Origin of the sequence: Kitasatospora cystarginea (assembly GCF_039533515.1) — a bacterium.
GTDB lineage: Bacteria > Actinomycetota > Actinomycetes > Streptomycetales > Streptomycetaceae > Kitasatospora > Kitasatospora cystarginea.
The window spans coordinates 17,098-42,094 of the sequence record NZ_BAAATR010000032.1 but is presented as its reverse complement, the minus strand read 5'-3'; the positions used below and the strand labels follow the sequence as shown (position 1 = coordinate 42,094).

The window sequence follows — 24,997 nt, the reverse complement described above, 5'->3', positions numbered from 1 at the left end:
CTTGAACCTCCCTCAGGGGGAGTTCCTACCGTACCGGGGAGCGCGGGCGGCCTCCGGGGCTGACCGTGCGGACCGAGACGTGCAAGGAGACGATCATGACTGCGTTCGTGCTGGTGCCGGGCAGCTACACCGGCGGCTGGATCTGGCAGGAGGTGGCCGCCCGGCTGCGGGAGTCGGGGGCCGAGGTGCACCCGGTGACACTCACCGGCATGGGCGAGGGCCGCGATCTCGCGGGTCCCGACACGGATCTGGACACCCACATCGAGGACCTGGTGCGACTGATCGACCAGGTGGACGCTCCGGAACTGGTCATCGTCGGCCACGACTACGGCATCCACCCCGTGCTGGGCGCCGCCGACCGGCGCCCCGAGCGGATCTCCCGGATCGTCTACCTGGACGCGGGCCTGGTCCTGGACGGTGAGTCGGTCCTCGACCTGCTGCCCGACCCGGCGGTCCGGGACCGGCTGCTGCGGCAGGCCGAGGACAGCGGACTGATCTCCCCGCCGTCGCTCGACGACTGGCCGTCCCTGGGCAGCACCGCCGGCGTCCCGGCGGACTCACTGGCCCGGCTGGTCGAGCTTGCCGCACCGCAGCCGCTGGGCACGTTCAGCCGGCCGCTGCGGCTGTCGGGGGCGGCCTCCGGGATTCCGACGTCCGGCATCCTGTGCACCGCCAACGGGCTGAGCATCGCCATGGTCGAGACCGTGGCACGCATGGGAGAGCCGCGCTTCAAGCCGCTCCTCGACCCCGGGGTGGGCATCTTCGAACTCGCGACCGGGCACTGGCCGATGCTGTCCTGCCCCGACGAGCTGGCCGAGGTACTGCTCCGGGCCGCCGCGGGCGAAGGGCACCGGCTGTCCGCACCGGAGCAGCCCGCACTCCACCGGCCCTTCGTGCTGGACGTACCGGAGCGTGGGCGCGAGCGGGTGGGGCACGTCGACCTGTACCTGCCCGACGCCGACGGCCCCAGGCCGGCCGTGGTGTTCGTCCACGGCGGCCCCGTTCCCCCCGGCATGCGGCCCAGGCCGCGGGAGTGGCCGGCCTTCGTGGGCTACGGCCGGTACGCGGCGAGTCTGGGAGCGGTCGGCGTGACGATGGAGCACCGGTTGCACGACACCCGCTCCTACGAGCAGTCCGCCGAGGACGTCGCGGCGGCGGTCGAACTCGTCCGAGCCGATCCGCGCGTCGACGGGGAACGGGTCGCCCTGTGGTTCTTCTCCGGCGGCGCACTGCTGTCCGCGGACTGGCTCGCGACGCCGCCGCCGTGGCTGCGGTGCGTGGCGGCGACCTACGCCATGCTCGCGCCGATGCCGGCCTGGGGGCTCGGGGAGTCCCGGTTCCGTCCGGCGGCCGCGCTGCGTTCCGCGGGCCGGCTGCCGATCGTGCTGACCCGGGTGGAGCTGGACATCCCGGAGATCGCGGCGTCGGGCGAGGAGTTCCTGGCCGCCGCCGAGGACTGCGGGGCCGATGTCGAGGTGATCGACGTGCCGCTCGGCCACCACGGGTTCGAGACGCTCGACCACACCGACGAGGCACGCGCCGCCGTGGAGCACGCGATGCGGTCGGTGCTGGGGCACCTGCGGGGATGAGTCCTGCCGCTCCCGAGCCGGTCGGGGGACTGCTCGGGGGCGGGAGTACCGCCCTTCGCCGGGGCACTGCTTCGGGGGGCGGGACGTGGTTTCGTCGAAGCGCCGGTACGGGCCACGGGGCGGTGGCGCCCCCGGCCCGGGGGGTGATCGGCCGGGCCGGGGGCGCCTCGCCGTCGCCGAGCGCCCCCGCGATTCAGGCCGCGTGGCCGGGAACGCCGGTGAGGGCGGTGACCACGGGTTCGACGGCGTCGAATATCTCCTCGCCGCAGTTGCGGAACATCCCGATCGGTGCGCCGTAGGGATCGTGCACCTCGTCCGCCTCCGGCGAGGCGGCGAGCAGCCACCCCCGCAGCGCGGCCGCCGAGCGGACCAGCGCCCGGGCCCGCTGGGTGACGTCCGCGCCCTGCCGCGGGTCCGGCAGCGTGCTCGGGTCGATCCGCCGCACCAGCCGGGTGAACTCCTTCAGCGTGAAGGTCCGCAGCCCGGCGGTGTGGCCCATCGAGATGACCTGCGCCCGGTGGTCCAGGGTTGCGGTGAGCACCAGGTCGGCCTCGACCACGTGCTCGTCCAGTAGTTCACGGCCGACGAAACCCGCGCTGTCCGCGCCGTACTCGTCCAGCACCGTCGCCGCGTGGGCCTCCATCGGCGCGCCCTCGTGCCCCCAGGTGCCGGCGCTCTCGACCAGGATCCGGTCGGCGGCGGACCCGCGCAGCCGGACGTCCAGCTCGTGCCGGGTCAGCCGCTCGGCGATCGGCGACCGGCAGATGTTGCCGGTGCAGACGAACAGGATCCGGAAGGTCTCCAGCGGCCGGGGCGAGACGGTGAGGTACCCGGGGTACTCGGGTATGCCGGAGGCCGGACCGGCGCCGTGCAGCGAGGCCGCTGTCAACTGCCGGCCTCCAGGTCCGGGACGACCTCCCTCAGCTGCTCGACGCTGACCGCGCCCGCCCGCAGCAGGACCGGGACCTTGCCCGTGACGTCCACGATGGTGGAGGGGGTGGCGTGCTCGGCCGTACCGCCGTCCAGGTAGACCGCGACCGACTCGCCGAGCTGGGCGAAGGCGTCGTCGCAGGTCGCGGGCGCCGGGCTGCCGCTCTTGTTGGCGCTGGAGACGGCCAGCGGACCGGTGTTGTTGAGCAGCTCGATGGCGACCGGGTGCAGCGGCATCCGGACCGCGACGGTGCCCCGGGTCTCGCCGAGGTCCCAGCGCAGCGAGGGCTGGTGCTTGGCGACCAGGGTCAGACCGCCCGGCCAGAACGCGTCGACCAGCTCCCAGGCCTGCTCGGAGAAGTCGGTGACCAGGCCGTGCAGGGTGGTCGGCGAGCCGACCAGCACCGGCGAGGGCATGTTGCGGCCTCGCCCCTTGGCGGCCAGCAGCCCGCCGACGGCCTCCGGGCTGAAGGCGTCGGCACCGATGCCGTACAGGGTGTCCGTGGGCAGCACCACCAGCTCGCCGCGGCGGATCGCCGAGGCGGCCTCGCGCAGGCCCGTGGCCCGGTCACCGGCATCGGCACAGTCGTATCGGCGGCTCATCGGTACGGTCCCCTTCCAGGATGGCTCAGGTCGGTCCGGACGGCGTGTATCACGGCGACGCCCTCCGGGCCGTCGTGCTCTGCTCGGTCGTTCACCACGACGCGCCCGGGCGGTCGTGCTCTGCTCGGTCGTTCACCACGACGCGCCCGGGCGGTCGTGCTCTGCTCGACGGCTCACAACGACGCCCTCCGGGCGGTTGTGAAGCGCGGCCGGTTGTTCAGGTCCCGGTGGTCGGCGGCGTCCGTCCAGCCGGCATCCTCGTTGAAGATCCACGGCACCTGGCCGCCCTGGGTGTCGGCGTGCTCGATGACGACCGCGCCGCCCGGCCGCAGCAGGCGGGCCGCGACCCGCTCGATGCCACGGATGGTGTCCAGCCCGTCCTCACCGGAGAACAGGGCCAGCTCCGGGTCGTGGTCGCGGGCCTCGGGGGCGACGTACTCCCACTCGGTGAGCGGGATGTACGGCGGGTTGCTGATCACCAGGTCGAAGCGGCCGTCCCAGGAGCGGTCGTCCTCGAAGGCGCGGGTCGCGTCCCCGGCGTGCAGGGTGACGCGGGCCCGGTCGGAACTGGCGGCGATGTTCCGGCGGGTGTACTCCAGCGCCTTCTCGTCCATCTCGAAGGCGTGCACGATGGAGCGCGGCAGCTCCTGCGCGAGCGCCAGCGCGATGGCGCCGGAGCCGGTGCACAGGTCGACCACCAGGGGCTCGGCAACGTCCATGTCGCGCACGGCGTTTATGGCCCACTCGACGACCGTCTCGGTCTCCGGCCGGGGTACGAACACCCCGGGGCCCACCTCCAGCTCCAGGTAGCGGAAGAACGCCCGCCCCGTGATGTGCTGCAGCGGCTCGCGCGCCTCCCGGCGCGCGATCGCCTCCCAGTACCGGGCGTCGAAGTCGGCGTCCTTGACCGTGTGCAGCTGGCTGCGCTTGACGTTGTGGATGTACGCCGCGAGCTCCTCCGCGTCGAAGCGCGGCGACGGCACGCCGGCCGCGGCCAACCGCTGGGTGGCCTGGGCCACCTCGGCGAGCAGCAGGTTCATCCGACCGACCCCTTAGGTACTCAGTTCTCCTGGGCGGCGGCCAGCTTGGCTGCCGCGTCGGCGTCCACGCAGGACTGGATCACCGCATTGAGGTCGCCGTCCAGGACCTGGTCCAGGTTGTACGACTTGAAGCCCGTGCGGTGGTCGGAGATGCGGTTCTCCGGGAAGTTGTACGTACGGATCCGCTCCGAGCGGTCCACCGTGCGGACCTGGCTGCGGCGGGCGTCGGAGGCCTCCCGCTCGGCCTCCTCCTGCGCGGCGGCCAGCAGGCGCGACCGCAGGATGCGCATCGCCTGCTCCTTGTTCTGCAGCTGGCTCTTCTCGTTCTGGCAGGAGGCCACGATACCGGTCGGCAGGTGGGTGATCCGGACCGCCGAGTCGGTGGTGTTGACGGACTGGCCGCCAGGACCGGAGGAGCGGTAGACGTCGATCCGCAGGTCGTTGGCGTGGATCTCGACCTCGACCTCCTCGGCCTCGGGGGTGACCAGCACGCCCGCCGCCGAGGTGTGGATCCGGCCCTGCGACTCGGTGGCCGGCACCCGCTGCACCCGGTGCACGCCGCCCTCGTACTTCAGCCGGGCCCAGACGCCGTTGCCGGGCTCGGTGCCGCCCTTCGTCTTCACCGCGACCGAGACGTCCTTGTAGCCGCCGAGGTCCGACTCGTTGGCGTCGATGATCTCGGTCTTCCAGCCGACCCGCTCGGCGTACCGCAGGTACATCCGCAGCAGGTCGCCGGCGAACAGCGCGGACTCCTCGCCGCCCTCGCCCGCCTTGACCTCCAGGATGACGTCCTTGTCGTCGTTGGGGTCGCGGGGGACGAGCAGCAGCCGCAGTTCCTCGGTCAGCTCCTCGCGGCGGGCCTCGGAGTCCTTCACCTCGGCGAAGAAGTCCGGGTCCTCCGCCGCGAATTCGCGGGCGGCCTCGATGTCGTCGCCGGCCTGCTTCCAGGACAGGTAGGTCCGGGTGATCGGGGTCAGCTCGGCGTAGCGCTTGGCCAGCTTGCGGGCGTTCGCCTGGTCGGCGTGGACGGACGGGTCGGCCAGCCTCTTCTCGAGGTCGGCGTGCTCGACGAGGAGCTCTTCGACTGCCTCGAACATGGGATGGGCCTACTTCCGTGAGAGACGCGCCGCCGGGGGGTGACGCGCGGGTGACGGCTGCGGGGGAGAGACACGAACGGCGCCGGTCCCGGTGCCCCCGCCGAGTACGGGGGCACCGGAGACCGGCGCCGAGTGAGCGCTAGGCCTTCGCGCTGTGCTGCTTGCCGAAGCGGGCCTCGAAGCGGGCCACGCGGCCACCGGTGTCGAGGATCTTCTGCTTGCCGGTGTAGAACGGGTGGCACTGCGAGCAGACCTCGGCGCGGATCTCGCCACTGGTCTCGGTGGACCGGGTGGTGAACTCGTTGCCACAGGTGCAGGTCACCTTGGTGACCACGTACTCGGGGTGAACGTTGGGCTTCAAGGGGTTCTCCTAGTGTTCGGGAGGGCACCGGGTCGGCAGCAGGGAGCTGCTCGTGAACCGGGACCGACGGACCAGTCTGCCAGGACCGACCGCTTCTTCCCAAACCGGGTTGCGCTTCCGGTTATTCCGGGCCTCGGCCCGCCTTCGCACTGGGGCTCGCATCGGCCGGGTTGGCGGGCTGGGTGGTCACTATCGAGTGTGGCACCGACTGGTCCGCCCTGAGCGCCGTCCAGAGCCGGTCTGCCTGCGGCTGCTGCGGTACCACCCGGTTCGGGTCACTGGGAGCGGTGCCCACGGGCAGGGTGACCATGGTCAGCTCGTTCGGGCCGATCTTCTTGAGCGTGCCGGCCATGCCCACCAGCGCGTTGACCGAGGCCAGGTCGGAATCGGTGGTGAGGCTCCTGGTGAGGCCGTCGGCCACCGACCAGAGCCGGGTCGGGTCGGAGGTCAGCCCGATGCCGCCGATCTGCTTCATGATCGACTTCACCATCTGCTTCTGCAGCTCGATCCGGCCGAGGTCGCTGCCGTCGCCGACGCCGTGCCGGGTGCGGACGAAGGCGAGCGCCTGGGTCCCGCCCAGGTGGTGGTCGCCGGCCGGCAGGTCGAGGCCGCTGTCCTTGTCCTTGATGCTCACCGTGGTGGTCACGTCCACCCCGCCGATCGCGTCTATGAAATTCGCGAAACCCGAGAAGTCGATCTCCACGAAATGGTCCATCCGCATCCCGGTGAGCTGCTCGGTGGTCTTCACCGCACACGCCGGACCACCGGTCTCGAACGCGGAGTTGTACATCACGCTCCGCGCGGCGGGAACGGTTTTCCCGCCGGCGGTGAGGCATTCGGGACGGGGCACCAGCGTGTCGCGGGGAATGCTCACCACACTGGCCGCGGTGTGGTCCTGGTTGACGTGCACCACCATCGCGGTGTCCGAGCGCGCGGTGCCGTCGGCGTTCCCGCCGGCCAGGTTGCCGTTGCTGCCGCTGCGCGAGTCCGAGCCCAGGACCAGCACGTTGAACGAGCCGTCGGTGGCCGCGGGCGGCCGGGCGGTGCCGAGCTGGGCGTTGATGTCCACGCCCTTGATGTTGCGGTTCAGCTTCCAGTACGCGTATCCGGCGGCCGCGCCGCCGAGGACGAGCAGACCGGCCAGGGTGAACACGGCGATCCGCAGCCATCGGCCGCTATTCCTGCGATGGTCGACCATATTGCCCCCGCTCCTCCACCTGCACGTCATTTCGACCTGCGCACCTTTTCGAGCATAAGCGAAGCAGAGGATTGTAAGGCAATTTCTTAAATTTCCCTTGGAAACGCGTAAGCCCCGGACCGCGCGAAGCGGTCCGGGGCTTACGGTCGGACGGATCGTCAGTCGCCGGAGCCCGGCGTGGTCTTGGCGATCTGCATCAGGAATTCGGCGTTGCTCTTGGTCTGCTTCATCTTGTCCAGCAGCAGCTCGATCGCCTGCTGCGAGTCCAGCGCGTGCAGCACCCGGCGGAGCTTCCAGGTGATGGCCAGCTCCTCGTTGCCCAGCAGGATCTCCTCCTTGCGGGTGGAGGACGCGTCGACGTCGACGGCCGGGAAGATGCGCTTGTCCGAGAGCTTGCGGTCGAGCTTGAGCTCCATGTTGCCGGTGCCCTTGAACTCCTCGAAGACCACCTCGTCGGCCCGGGAGCCGGTCTCCACCAGGGCGGTGGCGAGGATGGTCAGCGAGCCGCCGTTCTCGATGTTGCGCGCGGCACCGAAGAACTTCTTCGGCGGGTACAGCGCGGTCGAGTCGACACCACCGGACAGGATGCGGCCGGAGGCCGGAGCCGCCAGGTTGTAGGCGCGGCCCAGGCGGGTGATCGAGTCCAGCAGGATCACCACGTCGTGGCCCAGCTCCACCAGGCGCTTGGCACGCTCGATGGCGAGCTCGGCGACGGTGGTGTGGTCCTCGGCCGGGCGGTCGAAGGTCGAGGAGATGACCTCGCCCTTCACCGACCGCTGCATGTCGGTGACCTCCTCCGGACGCTCGTCGACCAGGACGACCATCAGGTGGCACTCGGGGTTGTTGTGGGTGATCGCGTTGGCGATCGCCTGCATGATCATCGTCTTGCCGGTCTTCGGCGGGGCGACGATCAGACCGCGCTGGCCCTTACCGATCGGCGACACCAGGTCGATGATGCGGGTGGTCAGGACGCCCGGGTCGGTCTCCAGCCGCAGGCGCTCCTGCGGGTACAGCGGGGTCAGCTTGCCGAACTCGGGGCGGTTGCGGCCGCTGTCCGGGTCCATGCCGTTGACGGAGTCCAGCCGCACCATGGCGTTGAACTTCTCCCGGCGCTCGCCGTCACGCGGCTGGCGCACGGCGCCGGTGATGGCGTCACCCTTGCGCAGACCGTGCTTGCGGACCTGGGCCAGCGAGACGTAGACGTCGTTCTGGCCCGGCAGGTAGCCGGAGGTCCGGACGAAGGCGTAGTTGTCGAGGATGTCCAGGATGCCCGCGACCGGGATCAGGACGTCGTCGTCGCCGATCTGCGGTTCGACGGCGCCGCCCTCGAAGCCCTCGCGGCGGCCGCGGCCACGGCGGTCGCGGTAGCGGCCCCGGCGGCCGCGGCGGCCGTCGCCGTACTCGTCCTCCTCGAAGCCGCCGACGGCCGGCTGGGCGGCCGGCTGACGGCCCTGGCCGCCTTCCTGCACGGCCTGCTGCTGGCCCTGCTGGCCGCCCTCGCGGCGGTCCCGGCGGCTGCGGCGCTCGCGGCGCGACTCCCGCCCGTCGCCGTCCTGCGCGGCCTGGGCCTCGCCGCCCTCCACGCGCTCGCCCTCGCGCCGCTCGCGGCGGTCGCGGCGCTCGCGGCGGCCCTCGGAGCGACCCTCGCCCTCGAAGCCGCGCCCCTCGGCGGGCTTGCCCTCGGCGCGGGTCTCGGTGCGGGTCTCGGCCTTGGCCTCGGCGACCACGGCGGTGGTCGGCTCGGCGGCGGCCTCGGCGACCGGGGCGCCGGCGGCCGCGGTGGCCCGGCGACGGGGGCGCTCGGCGCGTGCGGGCGCGGCGGTGGTCTCGGCGGCGGCCTGGACCGGGATCTCGATCTGCGCGACCGGCTCGGCGGTCGCGGCAGCGGCGGCCCTGGTACGGCGCGCGGGCTTAGCCTCCTCGGCGGCCGGAGCAGCGGCGGCGGGCGCCGCCTTGGCGGTCCGCTTGGCCGGCGCGGCCGCGGCACCGGCGAGCAGCGGGTCCCCGCCGCTCTTCTCCTTGATGGCCTCGATCAGCTGGCTCTTGCGCATGCGTCCGGTACCGCTGATTCCGAGGGTCGAGGCGAGCTTCTGCAGCTCGGCCAGGACCAGGCCGTCCAGGCCCGCGGCGGCGGTACGGCGGCGTCGCGCCGGGGCCGCGGGGGCGGCGGCGGCCGCGTCCGACGCGTCAGCGTCCGGGCGCGCGCCCATCAGATCGGTGGTGTCGCTCACTAAGGGTCCTTCCCTGGAGCGGACGTCGGCCTGTCTGGCTCGGCGACCGGTTGTGCTGTCCTGACCAACGCTCGACTGCGTCGGTCCGAGGCGGTGATCCCCCGAATGGCGGAGCCAGTCCGGGGAGCTGCGATGTGCGGTGCACTGTGGTGCGAAGTGGGCTGCGGATCGGTCTCCCGCCGACCTCGCTGCCTGCGATACCCGGGCCCCCGTCGCGCGGCGGTACCACGGGCCCCGCTCGGCCGTGCCACTAGGGACGAGGCCGAAAAAGCGGGTCAGGTGCCGTCACGGCTTCGGGATGCGGCCGCAATCGCGCAGGCAGGCTGCGTACGCGCTTTGGCGGGCTCCCGGAGAATCGTGGTCCCGTACTTCCGGTTCCTGCTACTGCGGACTGCTCCACAGTGCCGGGGCGGGCTCGGGACGCGGCGCACCGCGCCCCGGAGGGCATCTGGTGCAGCAATGAGGTTAACACTACCGACCCCCTGACACATTCCCCAGCCCTGATCTCGTCAATCGTGTCTGTCCCACGAATCGTGTCCCTCTCACGAATCGCGCCCCATGTCCATTGAATTGCCGCATTCACGCTGTTCAACGTGCCACCCGTGGGAAACGCGTCACAGGTCCAGCGGCAGTACCGCGGCACCGACGCGGTCCAGCTTGAGCCGGTGGACGGCGAACGCCGTGCCCCCGAACTCCGCCAGCCTGTCGGCGCCGGCCTCGTCGGAGAGGGCGAGTACGGTCGGCCCGGCGCCGGAGATGACGGCCGGGACGCCCTCGGCGCGCAGGGCGGCGACCAGGGCGGCGCTGTCCGGCATCGCAGAGGCGCGGTAGTCCTGGTGCAGCCGGTCCTCGGTGGCGGCGAGCAGCAGTTCGGGCTGCCGGGTGAGGGCCTCGACCAGTAGCGCGGAGCGCCCGGCGTTGGCCGCCGCGTCGGCGAGCGGGACGGTCTTGGGCAGCAGGCCGCGGGCCGTCTCGGTGAGCACCTCGGTGGACGGCACGAAGACGACCGGGACGACCTGCTCGGACGGGTCGAGGCGGATCGCGCTGGCCCGCTCCTCGTCCGTCCAGGCGATGGTGAACCCGCCGCGCAGACAGGCCGCGACGTTGTCGGGATGCCCCTCCAGCTCGGTGGCGAGGGCCAGCAGTGCCGCGTCGTCCAGGGCGGACGGGCCGCCGATGGTGACGGCGCGGGCCGCGACGATGCCGGCGCAGATCGCGGCGGAGGAGGAGCCCAGGCCGCGGCCGTGCGGTATCCGGTTGGCGCAGACCACTTCGAGGCCGCGCGGCTGGCCGCCGAGCCGGTCGAAGGCCGCCCGCATCGAGCGGACCAGCAGGTGGTTCTCGTCCCGGGGCAGCGTCTCGGCGCCCTCACCGGCGATGTCCACGCTCAGACCGGATTCGGCGACCCGGACCACGACGTCGTCATAGAGCCCCAGGGCGAGTCCGAAGGCGTCGAATCCGGGGCCGAGATTGGCACTGGAGGCCGGGACTCGGACCCGGACGGCGGCAGCACGGAACGCAGGACCAGCCATGTGTTCGGACTCTCCTGGGGGAAACTCGGGCGTTGCCACGCGGGGCGCGAGGCGCCTCATGCGGCGGACGGTGGGCGGCCCGGTCGCGTCGGGCCGACTTGGTGGGGGGTACCCGGGCGGGGCCCGTGCGGCGAGCCCCGGCGAGGCGGGCGGTCACGTCAGGGCGCGACCCGCCGGGTCCAGACTATCGAAGAGAGGTTCCACAGCGGTACACCCAACAGGCCCCGATCTGCCGTGTTGCCTGTTCTGGCCGGAAAGTGCACGGAAAAGGGGACGAAAAGGGTCGGCCAATTGACACAAAAGGCGCCAGGGCGAGACGTCGAGTGGGCCGGTCCCACAAGGGCCGGCCCACTGCTGACATAATGTCAACCCCGCTGCGGGGTCAAGCCGGTCAGTCCAGCAGTCCGAGGCGGCGGGCCGCCGCCTCCGGGTCGACCGGGACGACCTGCGGCTGCGGCGCACCGGCCACAGCCCAGTCGGGGTCCTTCAGGCCGTTGCCGGTGACGGTGCAGACGATCCGCTGCCCCCGGTCCACCAGCCCGGCCTCCGCCTTGGCCAGCAGGCCGGCCACGCCGGCGGCCGAGGCGGGCTCCACGAAGACACCCTCCTGGGAGGCCAACAACCGGTACGCCGAGAGGATCTGACGATCCGTCACCTTGTCGATGAGGCCGCCGGACTCGTCCCGGGCGGCCAGCGCGTAGTCCCAGGATGCCGGGTTGCCGATCCGGATCGCGGTGGCGATGGTCTGCGGGTGCAGCACCGGGGCGCCGTCCACGATCGGGGCCGAACCGGCGGCCTGGAAGCCCCACATCCGCGGCTTGCGGGAGGCCATCCCGTCCTCGGCGTACTCCCGGTAGCCCTTCCAGTACGCGGTGATGTTGCCCGCGTTGCCGACCGGCAGGACGTGGATGTCGGGGGCGTCGCCCAGCATGTCCACGATCTCGAAGGCGGCGGTCTTCTGACCCTCGATCCGGACCGGGTTGACCGAGTTGACCAGCGCCACCGGGTACTTCTCGGACAGTTCGCGCGCCAGCGTCAGGCAGTCGTCGAAGTTGCCGTCGACCTGGAGGATCCTGGCGCCGTGCACCAGGGCTTGGCCCATCTTGCCGAACGCGATCTTGCCCTGCGGCACCAGCACCGCCGAGACCATCTTCGCCCGCACCGCGTACGCCGCGGCGGAGGCCGAGGTGTTGCCGGTGGAGGCGCAGATGACGGCCTGTGCGCCGTCCTCCTTGGCCTTGGAGATGGCCATGGTCATACCGCGGTCCTTGAAGGACCCGGTCGGGTTGGCGCCCTCGACCTTGAGGTAGACCTCGCAGCCGGTGCGCTCGGAGAGCACCTGGGCGGGGACCAGCGGCGTGCCGCCCTCCAGCAGGGTGACCACGGGGGTGGTGTCGCTCACCGGCAGGCGGTCGCGGTACTCCTCGATCAGGCCGCGCCACTGGTGGGTGTGGGATGCGGTCCGCCCGCTCGGGCGGTCGGCGGTCGCTGCGTTCATCTCTGCCTTACTCCCCTTCGACCCGCATGATGCTGGCCACGTCACGCACGCTGTCCAGCGCGCGCAGCTTGTCGACCGTCGCCGACAGCGCGGCGTCGGTGGCGCGGTGGGTCACCACGACGAGCGAGGCGTCGCCGTCGCGGCCCTGCTGGCGCACGGTGTCGATGGAGACGCCGTGCTCGGCGAAGACCGAAGCCACCTGGGCGAGCACACCCGCGCGGTCGTCGACGTCCAGGCTGACGTGGTAGCGGGTGACGACCTCGCCCATCGGCTTGGCCGGCAGCCTGGTGTAGACCGAGTCGCCCGGGCCGGTGGCGCCGTTCAGCTTGTTGCGGCAGACCGCCACCAGGTCGCCGAGCACCGCCGAGGCGGTCGGCGAGCCGCCGGCGCCGGGGCCGTAGAACATCAGCCGGCCGGCCGCCTCCGCCTCGACGAACACCGCGTTGTACGCCTCGCGCACCGAGGCCAGCGGGTGGCTCAGCGGGATCATCGCCGGGTGGACCCGGGCGGTGACGGAGGCGCCGTCGGCGGCGCGCTCGCAGATCGCCAGGAGCTTGACCACGCAGCCCATCGCCTTGGCCGAGGCGATGTCGGCGGCGGTGACCTCGGTGATCCCCTCGCGGTAGACCTCGGCGGCGGTCACCCGGGTGTGGAAGGCGATCCCGGCCAGGATGGCGGCCTTGGCGGCGGCGTCGAAGCCCTCCACGTCGGCGGTGGGGTCGGCCTCGGCGTAACCGAGCGCGGTGGCCTCCTCCAGCGCCTCGGAGTACCCGGCACCGGTGGAGTCCATCTTGTCGAGGATGAAGTTGGTGGTGCCGTTCACGATGCCCAGCACCCGGTCGACCTTGTCGCCGGCCAGTGACTCGCGCAGCGGGCGGATCAGCGGGATCGCGCCGGCCACGGCGGCCTCGTAGTACAGGTCCACACCGGCCTCGGCGGCGGCCCGGTGCAGTTCGGCACCGTCCTTGGCGAGCAGCGCCTTGTTGGCGCTGACCACCGAGGCGCCCTGCTCGAAGGCCGACAGGATCAGGTGCTTGGAGGGCTCGATGCCGCCGACCACCTCGATGACGACGTCGATGTCGCCCCGGCCCACCAGGGCCTCGGCATCGGTGGTGATCAGGTGCTCAGGCACTCCGGGCCGGACCCGACCGGCGCGGCGGACGGCGATACCGGCGAGCTCGACCGGTGCGCCGATCCGCGCGGCGAGGTCGTCGGCCGTCGTCGTCATGATGCGCGCCACCTCGGAGCCCACCACACCACAGCCCAGCAACGCCACCTTCAGCGGGCGCGTACGCATCATCCGACTCCGCTCTGCATTCTCGGTCTCCGCCGGGCCTTTCCCGATGGCCCGACGGTATTCGTCCATACCAGTCTCGGGGACTTTCCGCACCGATCTACGGCGAGTCCATGATCTGAGACAAGAATTTCGTCAGCCGATATCGAGACGCAGGAGATCCTCCTCCGTCTCCCGGCGGACGATCACCCGGGCCGAACCGTCCGCGACGGCCACCACGGGAGGCTTGAGTGCGTGGTTGTAGTTGCTGGCCATCGAGCGGCAGTACGCCCCGGTGGCCGGCACCGCGAGCAGGTCGCCGGGCGCCAGGTCGGCGGGCAGGAAGGCGTCCCGCACCACGATGTCACCCGACTCGCAGTGCTTGCCCACCACCCTGACCAGCATCGGCTCGGCCTCGCTGGCACGCGAGACCAGCGCGACCGAGTACTCGGCGTCGTACAGCGCGGTGCGGATGTTGTCCGACATCCCGCCGTCCACGCTGACGTAGGTGCGCAGGCCCTCCAGCGGCTTGACCGTGCCCACCTCGTACAGCGTGAACGCGGTCGGGCCGGCGATCGCGCGGCCCGGCTCCACGCTCAGCCGGGGCACCTCCAGTCCGACCGCCCGGCACTCCCGGCGGACGATGGCGGCCAGCGCGGCGGCGATCTCGGCCGGCTCGCGCGGGTCGTCCTCGCTGGTGTACGCGATGCCCAGGCCGCCGCCGAGGTCGATCTCCGGCAGCTCGATCCCGTGCTCGTCGCGGACCTCGGCCAGCAGGCCGACCACCCGGCGGGCGGCCACCTCGAAGCCGGCCGTGTCGAAGATCTGCGAGCCGATGTGCGAGTGGATGCCGCGCAGCTCCAGGCTCGGCTGCGCCAGCACCCGGCGAACGCCCTCGGCCGCCGCGCCCCCGGCGAGCGAGAGGCCGAACTTCTGGTCCTCGTGCGCGGTGGCGATGAACTCGTGGGTGTGCGCCTCCACGCCTACGGTGACCCGGATCAGCACCGGCTGCCTGGTCCCGTGGCGCTCGGCGACGGCGGCCAGTCGCTCGACCTCCTGGTACGAGTCGAGCACCACGTGCCCGACCCCCGCCTTGACGGCCTGCTCCAGCTCGCCCACCGACTTGTTGTTGCCGTGCAGCGCGATCCGCTCCCCCGGCATCCCGCCGGCCAGCGCCACGGCCAGCTCGCCGCCGCTGCACACGTCGAGGTTCAGCCCCTCCTCGTACAGCCAGCGGACCACCGCCTTGGAGAGGAACGCCTTGCCCGCGTAGTACACGTCCGCGCCGTCCCCGAACGCCTCCCGCCAGGCGCGGGCGCGGGCGCGGAAGTCCGCCTCGTCCATGACGTACGCCGGGGTGCCGAACTCGGCCGCCAGCGAACGGACGTCGAGCCCGCCGACGGTGACCACGCCCCGGCCGTCGCGGGCGACGGTACGGGACCAGACCTTGGGATCGAGGGCGTTCAGGTCACTCGGCGGTGCCTGGTAGTGGCCCTCGGGCAGCACGTCGCCGTGGCGCGGCCCGGCGGGGTGGGCGGAGCGGCTCATCTGGCTTCTCTCCCTGGCACTTGCGGCTGGTACTTGCAGAAGGGGGCGGTGGCGGCCCGGCCGGACCGCCACCGCCCCCCGGCAGCGCGGGGACCTCGGCTACATCCGCTCGGGCGCGGAAACGCCCAGCAGGGCCAGGCCGTTGGCCACCACCGTGCGCGTGGCGTCGGCCAGCCAGAGGCGGGCGCGCGTGAGGTCGGTGACCTCCTCGTCGCCCTTGGGCAGGATCTGGCAGTGGTCGTAGAACCGGTGGTACTTCCGGGCCACGTCCTCCTCCAGGTAGCGCGCGACGTGGTGCGGCTCGCGCAGCTCGCCGGCCTTGGCCAGGACGCGCGGGAAGTCGGCGAGGGCGCCCAGCAGTTCGGACTCCCACTCGGTGCTCAGAAGCTCCGGCTTGAAGTCCTCGGCCGAGCCCTTGGTGATGCCCATGCTCTCGGCCTTGCGCCGCACGCCGCACATCCGGGTGTGCGCGTACTGGATGTAGAAGACCGGGTTCTCGCTGGTCTGGCTGGTCAGCAGGTTGATGTCGAGGGTGATGGTGGAGTCGGTGGAGGAGCGCGCCAGCGTGTAGCGGGCGGCGTCCACGCCGATCCAGTCGACCACGTCGTCGATCGTGATGATGTTGCCGGCCCGCTTGGACATCCGGACTTCTTCGCCGTCGCGAAGCATCTTCACGAACTGGCCGATCTTCACCTCGATGTTGCGGTTCATGTCGTCGCCCGCGCAGGCCGCGATGGCCTTGAGGCGGTTGACGTAACCGTGGTGGTCGGCACCGAGCATGTAGACCGAGACCTCGCTGCCCCGGTCCCGCTTGCTCAGGTAGTAGGCGGCGTCGGCGGCGAAGTAGGTGGTGTCGCCGTCGGCCTTGATCAGGACGCGGTCCTTGTCGTCGCCGAAGTCCGTGGTGCGCAGCCAGATCGCGTCGTCCTGGTCGAAGACGTGGCCCTGCTCGCGCAGCCGCTCGATCGACTTGCCGACCGCGCCGGAGTCGTGCAGCGACTTCTCCGAGAACCAGACGTCGAAGTGGGTGCCGAACTCCTCCATCGAACGCTTGATCTCGGCGACCATGAGCGCCAGACCCTGCTCGCGGAAGACTGATCGCTGCTCGTCCTCGGGCAGGTCGAGCAGGCCGGGCACGCTGTCGGTGATCGCCTTGGCGATGTCGCCGATGTACTCGCCGACGTAGCCGTCGGCCGGGACGGGCCGGCCGTTGGCGGCGGCGTGCAGCGAGGCGGCGAACTTGGAGATCTGCACGCCCGCGTCGTTGAGGTAGTACTCGGTGGTGACGTCGGCGCCGGTGGCCCGGAGGATGCGCGCGAGGGAGTCGCCGACGGCCGCCCAGCGGACGCCGCCGATGTGGATCGGGCCGGTCGGGTTGGCGGAGACGAACTCCAGGTTGATCTTCAGGCCCTTGAGCGCCTCGTTGCGGCCGTAGGCCTCGCCCGCCGCGACGATGGTGCGGGCCAGCTCGCCGGCGGAGGCGGCGTCCAGGGTGATGTTCAGGAAGCCCGGGCCGGCGATGTCGACCTTCGCGATGCCGGTGACCTCTCGCAGTCGGGCGGCCACCAGTTCGGCCACGGCTCGCGGCGGCTTGCCGGCCGGCTTCGCGAGCTGGAGGGCCACGTTGGTGGCGTAGTCGCCGTGGTCCCTGTTCTTGGGCCGCTCGACCGTCACGTGCTCGGGCACGGTGACGGTCAGCTCGCCGGCCTCGACGGCGGCGCTCACTGCGGCCTGGACTGCCTGGGAAAGCTCTGCGGGGGTCACGACGCCAAGCCTAGGCGAGAGGGGCGGCGCGCCCGCACCCGGTTTGCCGGTTGGGACACCCGTGCCGCGCCCGTCGGGCGCCCGTCCTTCGCTCAGGGGAGGTCTGTTCGCTGAGGGCAGAATCCGGCGGAGCCCTCGCCGAAGCCGTACGCGAAGCGGCGCCGGCCGCCCGACCCGCCGGTGTCACGCAGCGCCATCAGCCGTCGCACCAGCGCCACCAGGTCCGCCGGGTCGAACGGCTTGCCGAGGTAGCCGTCCACCCCCACCGACTCCCCCCTGGCCAGATCGGCCGGGGTGCAGGCGCTGACGATCGCGATCGGCAACCGGCTGGTCGCGGTGGACGCCCGCAGCCTGGCCGCCGTACGCAGGCCGTCCAGCCGGGGCATGACCACATCCAGCGTCACCACGTCCGGCCGCACCCGGCGGACCACCTCCAGGCATTCGGCCCCGTCGGCGGCGGTCACCACCTGAAAGCCCTCGAGCTCCAGATTGACTCTGATCAGCTGGCGGATCGCCTCGCTGTCATCCACCACGAGGACCCGCCCGGACGTCCCGGACACCACCTCACCGAGGGTATCCGCGCCCGCACCCGCCCGTCCGCGCTTTCCCCGACTTGCACCACCCCTCCGTCGCCCGCACGCCACCCGCCCACGGGCCGTTCGCCACCCCCCTCGCCACCTCGAACCGAAACCCGTGCACGGAGCACTCCTTGAGCCTGGTAATGTTCTCCACGTCGCAGCGTGCAGGACGCGACACCGAGCAGGCCCCCGTAGCTCAGGGGATAGAGCACCGCCCTCCGGAGGCGGGTGCGTAGGTTCGAATCCTACCGGGGGCACTTCGCGAGAAGTGCGGCAAGGCCCAGGTGGCGGAGTTACTCCGCAGACCTGGGCCTTCGTCTTTTTCCCCGTCCGAACCGCCGGGCGCCGAAGGCGAGTTGGAGCCGCTCCGGGGGGTTTCCCGTTGACCGTGCGGACGGGAAACGGTCAACCCGTGTGAGCGCGCAGCGCCGCGGCCAGACCTGGAGCACCGGGCATCGGCGAGATCCGCCGCCGGGAACCAGGAAGGAAGCTCCCATGCGCTCTCCCGTCCGCAGGACCGTCACCGCACTCGCCGTCACCGCCGCCCTGGCCGGCCTCGGGCTCACCGACGCCGTCGCGGCGCCCGCCCACCCGGCCGTCCCGGCCGCCGTGCGGGCCCCCGCCGGGCCGGCCGACACCGAGCCCGCACCGAGCTGCAACGACAACAACAACACCGTCCCGTGCTGGGAGTACGAGACCTGGTACTGGACGTACGAGAACTGCAACAACGCCGGCCCCGGCCGGGTGAACTCCAGTGGCGGCCGCTACGACCACTGGGTCTGCGTGCTGACCCGCAACGGCGTCGGGGTCGGGCTCTGGCTGCACAAGGTCCGCGACTGAGCGCGGCGACAGGGCGGCGGCTCCACCGGGAAGTCCACCCCGGAGTGGAGCCGCTCCACCCGGCCCCGGTGAGACCTTCGAGGCAACCCGCGCACGCAGGTGCGGGCAGCTCCTGGAAGGGGTTCGGCCATGGTGGACTGGGTGCGCACGGCCTTCGACAGCACGATGTGGGTCTGGCTGGCCGCGGAGGGGGTGCTGCAGATCCGGCAGCTGCTGCGGAGCGGGCGGACCAGGCAGCACGAGTGGCGGAGCCTGCTGGTGTTCGCCGGGCTGTCCGTCGCGGGTTTCGGACTCGCCGTACCGATCGGACGGGCGCTGCCCGCACTGTCGTACCCGGTGGGCCCGGCCACCTCGGCGGTGCTACTGGTCCTCACCTGGGCCGGGATGGGGCTGCGGCTGTGGTCGATCCACACGCTCGGCCGGTACTTCCGGGGCACCGTGCACATCCAGGAGGGCCACCGGGTGGTCGACCGGGGGCCGTACCGCCGGCTGCGGCACCCCGCCTACACCGGCGCCCTGCTGGCCGCGGCGGCGCTCGCGGTCTCCTTCGGGAACGTGGCGTCCTGGCTGCTGGTGACGGTCTGCCTCGGCCTGGCCGTCGGGTACCGGATCCGGGTGGAGGAGCGGGTGCTGACCACCGCGCTGGGCGAGGCCTACGCCTCGTACGCGGCCCGGACGAAGCGGCTGATCCCCGGCGTCTGGTGACACCGGGGACCGGCGGGGCCGGGGGCCGTCAGGTGCTGTCGGCGGCGGCCTGGTTGTAGAGGTCTCCCACGGCCTTCTCGAAGGTGGCGCTGTAGGAGGTGTCGTCGGTGTCGCCGCCCTGCTGGTAGCCCCCGATGACGCCGATCACCTTGTCGGTGTCGGTGTCGATCCACGGGCCGCCGCTGGTGCCGCCCGGGAACGACGGGCAGTCGATCCGGCGCTGGTGGTCGCTCTGCTTGGTGGTGTCGTTGGTGCAGAGGATGGGCTCCTCGGTGTTGGCGGGGTAGCCGTAGAGGCGGACCCGGGCGCCGAAGTCCACGTTGAGGGCGAGGTTGTTCGCCCCGACCACGTCCTCGATGGAGCGGCCGTTGTTCTGGGCGACCTGGAGGATGGCGAAGTCCTCGTCCTGGTTGCCGTTCTGGGTCCAGCCGGTGGTCTGGTAGAGCTTGGTGACCTGCCAGGTGCCGAACGGGCTCTGGCCGTTGCGGTAGCCCGGGGCGAAGTAGAGGTTGTCGGTGTTGGACGCGCAGTGCGCGGCGGTGAGCAGCAGGTTCTTGCTGCCGCTGTGCACCACGCTGGCGGTGCAGAAGTGGTTGCCGCTGGGCGCCGAGCCGCTGTAGAGCGCCCCCACCCGGGAGGACTCGTCGCTGACCGGGGCGACGCCGGTCGTCCCCGGGGCGGGGCGCAGGGACGGCAGGTCGGACGGGTCCCTGCTGGGCGACGGCCCCGCGGCGGCGGACTCGCCGGGTGCGACCTGCACGCTCGGCGTACCGGCCGCGGAGGCGGGGGCGGAGGGTGCGGTGTGACCGGCGGCGACGTGGCTCGAGGCGGCCGCGAGGTGGTGGCCGAAAGCGGTGGTCTCGGTGGTGATGGTGGTGGCACCCGCTATGGCAGCGGCCGTACCGAGAATGAGGAGGGTGGTCAGCGCCCAGGGGCGACGATTCATGCGCCGGCCTGTCCTTCGATGACGGCTCATCAGGTTGGTCACTCCTGCCCAGCATACGGTTCGCCACACGCTCGGATCTAAGTGCGTACCTTCGACTATGCGGTGATCAACTGGAAATCGCGTGATCCTATGCTGGGAAAGCCGTGAGAATCGGGGGCCCGGCGCCGCTCGCCACGAAGGCCCGGCGGCCTGACCGGGCTCCGTTCGAAAAGATTTTTGACGTTACATCAGACGGGTGCCGGGGCGGCCGGTCGCATCGCGCCCCGGCGGTCCTCCTCCGGGGCGCGGGAGCCGCGCGAGCGCCCCCGCGAAGGTGTCGGGGCCGGTCGCGCGGGTCCTCACGCCCGTGGGTCAGAGCGCGCTGAGCTCGGCGACCAGGTCGTCCAGGCCGAGCGAGCCCTGGGAGAGCGCCGCCATGTGCCACGCCTTGAGGTCGAACTCCTCGCCCCGCGCCTCGGCCCTGGCCTTCGCCTCGGCGCGGCCCCGCAGCCAGGCGCGCTCGCCGAGCTTGTAGCCGATCGCCTGCCCGGGCATGCCGAGGTAGCGGACCAGCTCGCTGTCCAGGAAGTCGGTGGAGAGCCCGCAGTAGCGGCCGAAGAACTCCCGGGCGTCGTCCGGCAGCATCCGCTCGCCCGGCTTGTACGGCGAGTCGGCCGGGAAGTCCAGGTCCGCGTGCATGCCGATGTCCACGATCACCCGCAGCGCGCGCATCATCTGCGCGTTCAGGTAACCGAGGCGGTGGCCGGGGTCGGTGAGGTAGCCGAGCTCGTCCATCAGGCGCTCGGCGTACAGCGCCCAGCCCTCCAGGTTGGCGCTGACGCCGCCCAGGGTGACCTGGTAGGTGGAGAGCCGGTCGGCGACGTACGTCCACTGCGCGAGTTGGAGGTGGTGGCCGGGGACGCCCTCGTGGTACCAGGTGGAGACCAGGTCCCAGACCGGGAAGCTGTCCTTGCCCAGGGTGGGCAGCCAGGTGCGGCCCGGGCGGGAGAAGTCCAACGAGGGCGCGGTGTAGTACGGCGCGGCGGCGCTGCCGGGCGGGGCGATCTTCGACTCGACCTTGAGCAGCGGGTCGGCCAGGTCGAAGTGCTTGCCCTGCAGGTCGTTGATCGCCTGGTCCATCAGGCCCTGGAGGTAGGCGCGGGCCTCCTCCTCGCCCTTGATCGCCGGGCCGTCGGTCTCCAGCCACTTCATGGCCTGCATCGGGGTGGCGCCCGGCAGCACCTTCTCGGCCTCCGCGCGCATCTGCGCGTCCAGGTCGTGGAACTGGCCCCAGGCCCAGGTGTACGCCTCGTCCAGGTCGAGGTCGGCGCCCGTCCAGAACCGCACCCACCGGCGGTAGCGCTCACGGCCGACGGTGTCCGGGGTCTCGGCGGCGGCCGGACCGTAGACGTCGCGCAGCCAGTCGCGGAGCTCGGCGATGGCCTCGGTCGCCGCCACGGCGGTGGCGCTCAGGGCCTCGCGCTGCGCTTCGGGGGCGCCCTGGACGAAGGAGCCGAACCAACCGCCGGCCACGTCGCCCTCCGCCCACTCGGCGATCTGCCCGATCACCGTGGTGACCTGGCGCGGGCCGGACAGCAGACCGCGCTCGATGCCCTCGGCGAGCAGTTCGCGGTACTGCCGGACGGCCAGCGGCACCCGGGCCAACCGGCGGCCGATGATCTCCCACTGCTCGTCGGTGTCGGTGGCCATCAGGGTGAAGGCCTCGCGCACGTTGTGCAGCGGCGAGCCGAGGTTGCGCACCGCGCGGAAGTTCTCGCCCGCGTCGTGGACGGCGAGCTCGGCGGTGAGCCGCTCGCGCAGCAGCCGGGCGCAGCGCCGCTCGGCCTCGTCCAGCTCGGCGGCGGCGCCCTCGGCCTCGTCCAGCTGCGCGAGGGTGCGGCGGGCGAGGTCCGCCAGTTCCTCCTGGCCGGCCGGGGAGAGGTCGGGCAGCCGGTCGTCCTCGGGGTTGAGCCCGAGGTACACCGCGGTCACCGGATCGAGGTCGGCGAGCGCGTGCACATAGGCGTCGGCGATACGGCGAGGGGTGGTGCCGTCCGCGGGAGAGTTGATCAGTTCTTCAACCATTCAGCCATCTTTTCGCAGCTGGGCCGGTTTTCAAGAGTCTTTCGGAGGATGATTGACCGCTGGGGTGGAGGATGTCCGACCGCTGAAGCCTTGGGGGCAGCATCGCCTGTCGGATGGTCAGACCGGCGGCCGCGCGGAGGAAGGCGACCGCGCACCCGAGCCGAACGGCGGGTGGGCCACTACGCTGGCGCGCATGGCAACCAGCTCAGCGATCACCCCCGACCCCGCGCCCGAGGCCGCCTCCCCGGCCTTCGGCACCGCGACGTCCGCGGCGGGCGAGCCCAGGGCGCGGCGCTCCGGCTACCGGAGGCTGCCGGTGCAACAGCGGCGCGAGCAACTGATCGCGGTGGCCCTGGAGTTGTTCGGCAACCGGCCGCCGGAGGAGGTCAGCCTGGACGACGTGGCGGAGGCCGCAGGGGCGTCCAGGCCGCTGGTCTACCGCTACTTCGCGGGCGGCAAGCAGCAGTTGTACGAGGCCGCGCTGCGCACCGCGGCCGAGGAGCTGACCAGCAGGCTCTCGGTGCCCGCCGAGGGCACCCCCACCGAACGGCTGGCCGCCGTGCTGAACCGGTACTTCGGCTTCGTCGCCGAGCACCACACCGGCTATGCCGCACTACTGCGCGGCGGTTCGGTGGTGGAGACGGCGCGCACCTCGGCGACCGTGGACGAGGTACGACGCGCAGCGCTCCGGCAGACGCTGCGCTACCTCGGCGTCCGGGAGGCCGGCCCCCGGCTGACGCTGCTGGTGCGGGCGTGGATCTCGGTGGTGGAGGCGTCCGCGCTGAGCTGGCTCGACGAGGGGCGGCAGATCCCCCAGGAGTCGCTCTGCGCCTGGCTGGTGGACGAGTTCGTGGCGATGGCCGTGGCGGCGGCGGGACACGACGGGCAGACCGCCCGGGCACTGGCGGCCCTGCTGGCACTGGAGCCGGCGGACGGCTCCGCGGCGGCCCTGGTGGCGCAGCTGGCGCCGTTGGCGCAGTCGGCGCGGCCGGCCGGAGCGGGCCCTCGGGCGGAGGGGTAGCCGAGGCGGTCGGTTGCGGCTCCCGACCCCCGTGTCGCGCAAAGGTCGGCGTCCAGCGGGCCCACACGGATCGGCCGATTCCTATCGATCCATCCAGTCGGCCGGGTCACCGAATCGGCTGCCTTGACGCTGGACAGGGCGCATCCAGGCCGCGCACGGCCCCGTCGCAAGGGCGTCCCGCAGCCCTGGCCCCTGCCTCAGTCGCGTTCGAAGCGGGCGAGGTCGCGGGCGGCCGCCTCGGCGAGCGGGCCGCCGGGGCCGGCGGCGGTGAGGACGTCGCGGAGCAGGCCGACGGCCTCATCCGGCCGGCCGGCGGCGGCCAGCCAGAGGGCCAGGTCGTGCCGGGTGCGCAGGGTGCGGGGGTCCTCCGGACCGCACTCGCGGGCGAACTCCTCGACCAGCGGGCGCAGTTCGCGGACGGCGGCCGCAGGATCGCCGTCCGCGCCGAGCGCCCAGGCGGCATCGGCCCGCGCCTTGAGCTCCCGCCACCGGCCGGGCCGGATCGCGTCCAGCCTGCGCCGGACCTCGGCGGCGTCCGCCGGACGGCGGTCGGGGTCCTTGGCGAGCAGGTCGAGGATCAGGCGGTCCAACTCCGCCGGCAGCAGGGGCACCTGACCGCGCGGGGAGTCCGGCTCGCGTTCGAGGTGGCAGTACATCAGCCCGTAGGTGTCCTCGGCCTGGAACGTCTTCCTGCCGGTGCAGAGTTCGTACATCACGCAGCCGACGGCGTACAGGTCCGAGCGACCACCGCTGTCCTCGCCGCGCCAGCGTTCGGGGGCCAGGTAGTGCGGGCTGCCGACGACCGAGCCGGTACTGGTGAGACCGGTGGTGCGGCTCTCCAGGCGGGCAATGCCGAAGTCCAGTACCCGCACCTCCCCGGCGGCGGTGATCATGATGTTCTCCGGCTTCACGTCCCGGTGGACGACCCCGGCCCGGTGGGCGGCGTCCAGGGCGTCGCAGAGCTGGCCGACCCAGCCGAGCGCGGTCTCCAGCTCGGTCGGGCCCGCCCCGATGACGCCCGCGAGCGAGCGGCCGGTGATCAGCTCCATCACCATGTAGGGCTCGGGCCGCGCCTTGGGGAAGTCGTACAGGGCCACGATGTTGCGGTGGTTGAGCCTGGCCGCCGCGATCGCCTCGGCCCTGAAGCGTGCCAGATCGTGCGGCGAAGCCGTGTACCGGTCCGTGAGGAGCTTGACCGCGACCTCGCGCTCCAGCTGCTGGTCGTACGCCCGGAAGACCACCCCGAAGCCGCCCCGGCCGAGTTCGCCGATCAGCTGGTACCGGCCGTCCAGCACGTCCCCGGCCTTCATCGCGCCCCCACCCCGACACCCAAGTGTCGCCGAATCGAACGAAGTTCAGATCAGAGTTCGGATCGACGTTCAGACTAACGGCGACACCCGGGCCGCAAGGCGGGCGCGATCGAATCGTTCGACCCCGGTCCTCCCAGGAGTCCGGCGGAGAGCCGCCCAGGGCTACTTCCGGCTCTCCAGCAGGTCCTTGAACTTCTCCAGGTCGGTCCGGACCGCCTCCTCGATCGCATGGACCTGGGCGAACCCCTTCGGGCCGCCGAAGGCCGTCCGCACGGCCTCCGCGTCGTACTCCAGCCGGACCTGGAGCTGGGTGTGCTCCTCGTCCAGCGGGTTCACGGCGAAGGCGCACTTCAGCTCCGGCTTGTCCACCGTCCAGTCCATGACCTTCTGGCCGCCGCGGTCGGCCAGCCTGGTCTCGAATGCCTGCTCGCCGTCACCGATCCGGATGTCGAGATGGGCTCGGCTACTGCCGTGCGCGGCGGCGCTCTTCACACCCTCCACGAACTTCGGGTACTCGTCGATGCGGTGCAGTTGCGCCCAGACCTCCTGCGCCGGGACATCGATGTTGATCTGCTCTTCCAGCCTGCTCATCGGAAGCCTCGCTTCCCGGCCCGGCCACCCGGGCCATCGGTACCTTCCAGCCTGCGCTGCCGCCCGCCGCCCGGCAACCACCAGCCGTCGGACACCGGCCGCGCCCCGTCCGGGCGGGCCCGGACGGGCCCGGGCGGGTCGGTCCCGGAGCGCCTCACGGCCTCGCCGTCCGGTGTCTCACGGGATCCGGCCCTTCCGCGCCGGCCGGACGGGTACGTCGTCGATCGCTCAGGGTGGTTCGACCGGGTGTTCCGCGGGTGCGCGGCGTCATGCCTGGA

The 24,997-nt window shown here is 72.1% G+C and carries 21 protein-coding genes and 1 tRNA gene; 5 read left to right on the top strand and 17 right to left on the bottom strand.

The annotated features are described in order from the left end of the window. Nucleotides 1-95 precede the first annotated feature (95 nt). Entirely contained in the window at nt 96-1,589 is a 1,494-nt protein-coding gene (locus ABD369_RS28650; protein ID WP_344639454.1) for an alpha/beta fold hydrolase, read from the top strand. 193 nt (nt 1,590-1,782) lie between these two features. Here the strand turns inward: ABD369_RS28650 and ABD369_RS28645 are convergent, their stop codons facing one another. From ABD369_RS28645 to ABD369_RS28585, 13 genes are all read right to left on the bottom strand, one after another. Next, nucleotides 1,783-2,436, bottom strand: coding sequence for an arsenate reductase/protein-tyrosine-phosphatase family protein (locus tag ABD369_RS28645; RefSeq protein ID WP_344639508.1), 654 nt, complete (start codon nt 2,434-2,436; stop codon nt 1,783-1,785). 38 nt (nt 2,437-2,474) lie between these two features. Continuing rightward, nucleotides 2,475-3,122 carry an L-threonylcarbamoyladenylate synthase gene (locus ABD369_RS28640; RefSeq protein WP_344639453.1) on the bottom strand — a complete coding sequence of 216 codons (648 nt, stop codon included), beginning with the start codon at nt 3,120-3,122 and terminating at the stop codon, nt 2,475-2,477. Nucleotides 3,123-3,295: 173 nt separating this feature from the next. Then, nucleotides 3,296-4,162: a peptide chain release factor N(5)-glutamine methyltransferase gene (prmC, locus tag ABD369_RS28635; RefSeq protein WP_344639452.1), complete on the bottom strand. Its 867-nt coding sequence runs from the start codon at nt 4,160-4,162 to the stop codon at nt 3,296-3,298. 20 nt (nt 4,163-4,182) lie between these two features. Then, the gene (gene prfA, locus ABD369_RS28630) at nt 4,183-5,259 is read right to left on the bottom strand and encodes a peptide chain release factor 1 (RefSeq protein WP_344639451.1); all 1,077 of its coding nucleotides are present in this window, start codon (nt 5,257-5,259) and stop codon (nt 4,183-4,185) included. A gap of 139 nt (nt 5,260-5,398) precedes the next feature. Beyond that, nucleotides 5,399-5,620 (bottom strand): 50S ribosomal protein L31, encoded by a 222-nt coding sequence (rpmE, locus tag ABD369_RS28625; protein WP_344639450.1) that lies wholly within the window; start codon nt 5,618-5,620, stop codon nt 5,399-5,401. Nucleotides 5,621-5,741: 121 nt separating this feature from the next. Next, nucleotides 5,742-6,818, bottom strand: coding sequence for an LCP family protein (locus tag ABD369_RS28620; RefSeq protein ID WP_344639449.1), 1,077 nt, complete (start codon nt 6,816-6,818; stop codon nt 5,742-5,744). A 158-nt stretch (nt 6,819-6,976) separates the two neighbouring features. After that, nucleotides 6,977-9,049, bottom strand: a complete 2,073-nt coding sequence (gene rho, locus ABD369_RS28615) for a transcription termination factor Rho (RefSeq protein ID WP_344639448.1) — start codon at nt 9,047-9,049, stop codon at nt 6,977-6,979. Between the two features lie 614 nt (nt 9,050-9,663). Further along, nucleotides 9,664-10,581 (bottom strand): homoserine kinase, encoded by a 918-nt coding sequence (gene thrB, locus ABD369_RS28610; protein WP_344639447.1) that lies wholly within the window; start codon nt 10,579-10,581, stop codon nt 9,664-9,666. 391 nt (nt 10,582-10,972) lie between these two features. After that, complete coding sequence (thrC, locus tag ABD369_RS28605; protein ID WP_344639446.1) at nt 10,973-12,079, bottom strand: threonine synthase; 1,107 nt, start codon at nt 12,077-12,079, stop codon at nt 10,973-10,975. 7 nt (nt 12,080-12,086) lie between these two features. Then, a complete protein-coding gene (locus ABD369_RS28600) occupies nt 12,087-13,379 on the bottom strand; it encodes a homoserine dehydrogenase (RefSeq protein WP_344639445.1) in 1,293 nt (430 codons plus the stop codon). A gap of 129 nt (nt 13,380-13,508) precedes the next feature. Then, complete coding sequence (gene lysA, locus ABD369_RS28595) at nt 13,509-14,900, bottom strand: diaminopimelate decarboxylase (protein WP_344639444.1); 1,392 nt, start codon at nt 14,898-14,900, stop codon at nt 13,509-13,511. A gap of 99 nt (nt 14,901-14,999) precedes the next feature. After that, nucleotides 15,000-16,664: an arginine--tRNA ligase gene (gene argS / locus ABD369_RS28590; protein WP_344639443.1), complete on the bottom strand. Its 1,665-nt coding sequence runs from the start codon at nt 16,662-16,664 to the stop codon at nt 15,000-15,002. Between the two features lie 92 nt (nt 16,665-16,756). Further along, nucleotides 16,757-17,224, bottom strand: coding sequence for a response regulator (locus tag ABD369_RS28585; protein WP_344639507.1), 468 nt, complete (start codon nt 17,222-17,224; stop codon nt 16,757-16,759). 203 nt (nt 17,225-17,427) lie between these two features. Here ABD369_RS28585 and ABD369_RS28580 point away from each other — a divergent pair. The 3 genes from ABD369_RS28580 (at nt 17,428) to ABD369_RS28570 (ending at nt 18,787) form a co-directional block, all read left to right on the top strand. Beyond that, a tRNA-Arg gene (locus ABD369_RS28580) sits at nt 17,428-17,499 on the top strand. 238 nt (nt 17,500-17,737) lie between these two features. Further along, a complete protein-coding gene (locus ABD369_RS28575; RefSeq protein ID WP_344639442.1) occupies nt 17,738-18,082 on the top strand; it encodes a hypothetical protein in 345 nt (114 codons plus the stop codon). Nucleotides 18,083-18,211: 129 nt separating this feature from the next. Then, complete coding sequence (locus ABD369_RS28570; protein WP_344639441.1) at nt 18,212-18,787, top strand: methyltransferase family protein; 576 nt, start codon at nt 18,212-18,214, stop codon at nt 18,785-18,787. A gap of 28 nt (nt 18,788-18,815) precedes the next feature. Here ABD369_RS28570 and ABD369_RS28565 read toward each other — a convergent pair whose 3' ends face one another. Both ABD369_RS28565 and ABD369_RS28560 read right to left on the bottom strand, forming a co-directional pair. Further along, nucleotides 18,816-19,733, bottom strand: coding sequence for a trypsin-like serine peptidase (locus tag ABD369_RS28565; RefSeq protein ID WP_344639440.1), 918 nt, complete (start codon nt 19,731-19,733; stop codon nt 18,816-18,818). 351 nt (nt 19,734-20,084) lie between these two features. After that, nucleotides 20,085-21,797 carry a DUF885 domain-containing protein gene (locus ABD369_RS28560; protein ID WP_344639439.1) on the bottom strand — a complete coding sequence of 571 codons (1,713 nt, stop codon included), beginning with the start codon at nt 21,795-21,797 and terminating at the stop codon, nt 20,085-20,087. 193 nt (nt 21,798-21,990) lie between these two features. Between ABD369_RS28560 and ABD369_RS28555 the strand changes: the two genes are divergently transcribed. After that, nucleotides 21,991-22,818 carry a TetR/AcrR family transcriptional regulator gene (locus ABD369_RS28555; protein WP_344639438.1) on the top strand — a complete coding sequence of 276 codons (828 nt, stop codon included), beginning with the start codon at nt 21,991-21,993 and terminating at the stop codon, nt 22,816-22,818. A gap of 197 nt (nt 22,819-23,015) precedes the next feature. Here the strand turns inward: ABD369_RS28555 and ABD369_RS28550 are convergent, their stop codons facing one another. Both ABD369_RS28550 and ABD369_RS28545 read right to left on the bottom strand, forming a co-directional pair. Next, a complete protein-coding gene (locus tag ABD369_RS28550; protein ID WP_344639437.1) occupies nt 23,016-24,128 on the bottom strand; it encodes a serine/threonine-protein kinase in 1,113 nt (370 codons plus the stop codon). 162 nt (nt 24,129-24,290) lie between these two features. Further along, entirely contained in the window at nt 24,291-24,719 is a 429-nt protein-coding gene (locus ABD369_RS28545; protein WP_344639436.1) for an SRPBCC family protein, read from the bottom strand. Between the last annotated feature and the right edge of the window lie 278 nt (nt 24,720-24,997).

Bases quoted from the DNA above. Each gene is read 5' to 3' on its own strand.
- ABD369_RS28650 (WP_344639454.1), top strand. From the start codon at position 96: ATGACTGCGTTCGTGCTGGTGCCGGGCAGCTACACCGGCGGCTGGATC.
- ABD369_RS28640 (WP_344639453.1), bottom strand. From the start codon at position 3,122: ATGAGCCGCCGATACGACTGTGCCGATGCCGGTGACCGGGCCACGGGC.
- prmC (WP_344639452.1), bottom strand. From the start codon at position 4,162: ATGAACCTGCTGCTCGCCGAGGTGGCCCAGGCCACCCAGCGGTTGGCC.
- prfA (WP_344639451.1), bottom strand. From the start codon at position 5,259: ATGTTCGAGGCAGTCGAAGAGCTCCTCGTCGAGCACGCCGACCTCGAG.
- ABD369_RS28620 (WP_344639449.1), bottom strand. From the start codon at position 6,818: ATGGTCGACCATCGCAGGAATAGCGGCCGATGGCTGCGGATCGCCGTG.
- thrB (WP_344639447.1), bottom strand. From the start codon at position 10,581: ATGGCTGGTCCTGCGTTCCGTGCTGCCGCCGTCCGGGTCCGAGTCCCG.
- thrC (WP_344639446.1), bottom strand. From the start codon at position 12,079: ATGAACGCAGCGACCGCCGACCGCCCGAGCGGGCGGACCGCATCCCAC.
- ABD369_RS28600 (WP_344639445.1), bottom strand. From the start codon at position 13,379: ATGATGCGTACGCGCCCGCTGAAGGTGGCGTTGCTGGGCTGTGGTGTG.
- lysA (WP_344639444.1), bottom strand. From the start codon at position 14,900: ATGAGCCGCTCCGCCCACCCCGCCGGGCCGCGCCACGGCGACGTGCTG.
- ABD369_RS28575 (WP_344639442.1), top strand. From the start codon at position 17,738: ATGCGCTCTCCCGTCCGCAGGACCGTCACCGCACTCGCCGTCACCGCC.
- ABD369_RS28570 (WP_344639441.1), top strand. From the start codon at position 18,212: ATGGTGGACTGGGTGCGCACGGCCTTCGACAGCACGATGTGGGTCTGG.
- ABD369_RS28565 (WP_344639440.1), bottom strand. From the start codon at position 19,733: ATGAATCGTCGCCCCTGGGCGCTGACCACCCTCCTCATTCTCGGTACG.
- ABD369_RS28560 (WP_344639439.1), bottom strand. From the start codon at position 21,797: ATGGTTGAAGAACTGATCAACTCTCCCGCGGACGGCACCACCCCTCGC.
- ABD369_RS28555 (WP_344639438.1), top strand. From the start codon at position 21,991: ATGGCAACCAGCTCAGCGATCACCCCCGACCCCGCGCCCGAGGCCGCC.
- ABD369_RS28550 (WP_344639437.1), bottom strand. From the start codon at position 24,128: ATGAAGGCCGGGGACGTGCTGGACGGCCGGTACCAGCTGATCGGCGAA.
- ABD369_RS28545 (WP_344639436.1), bottom strand. From the start codon at position 24,719: ATGAGCAGGCTGGAAGAGCAGATCAACATCGATGTCCCGGCGCAGGAG.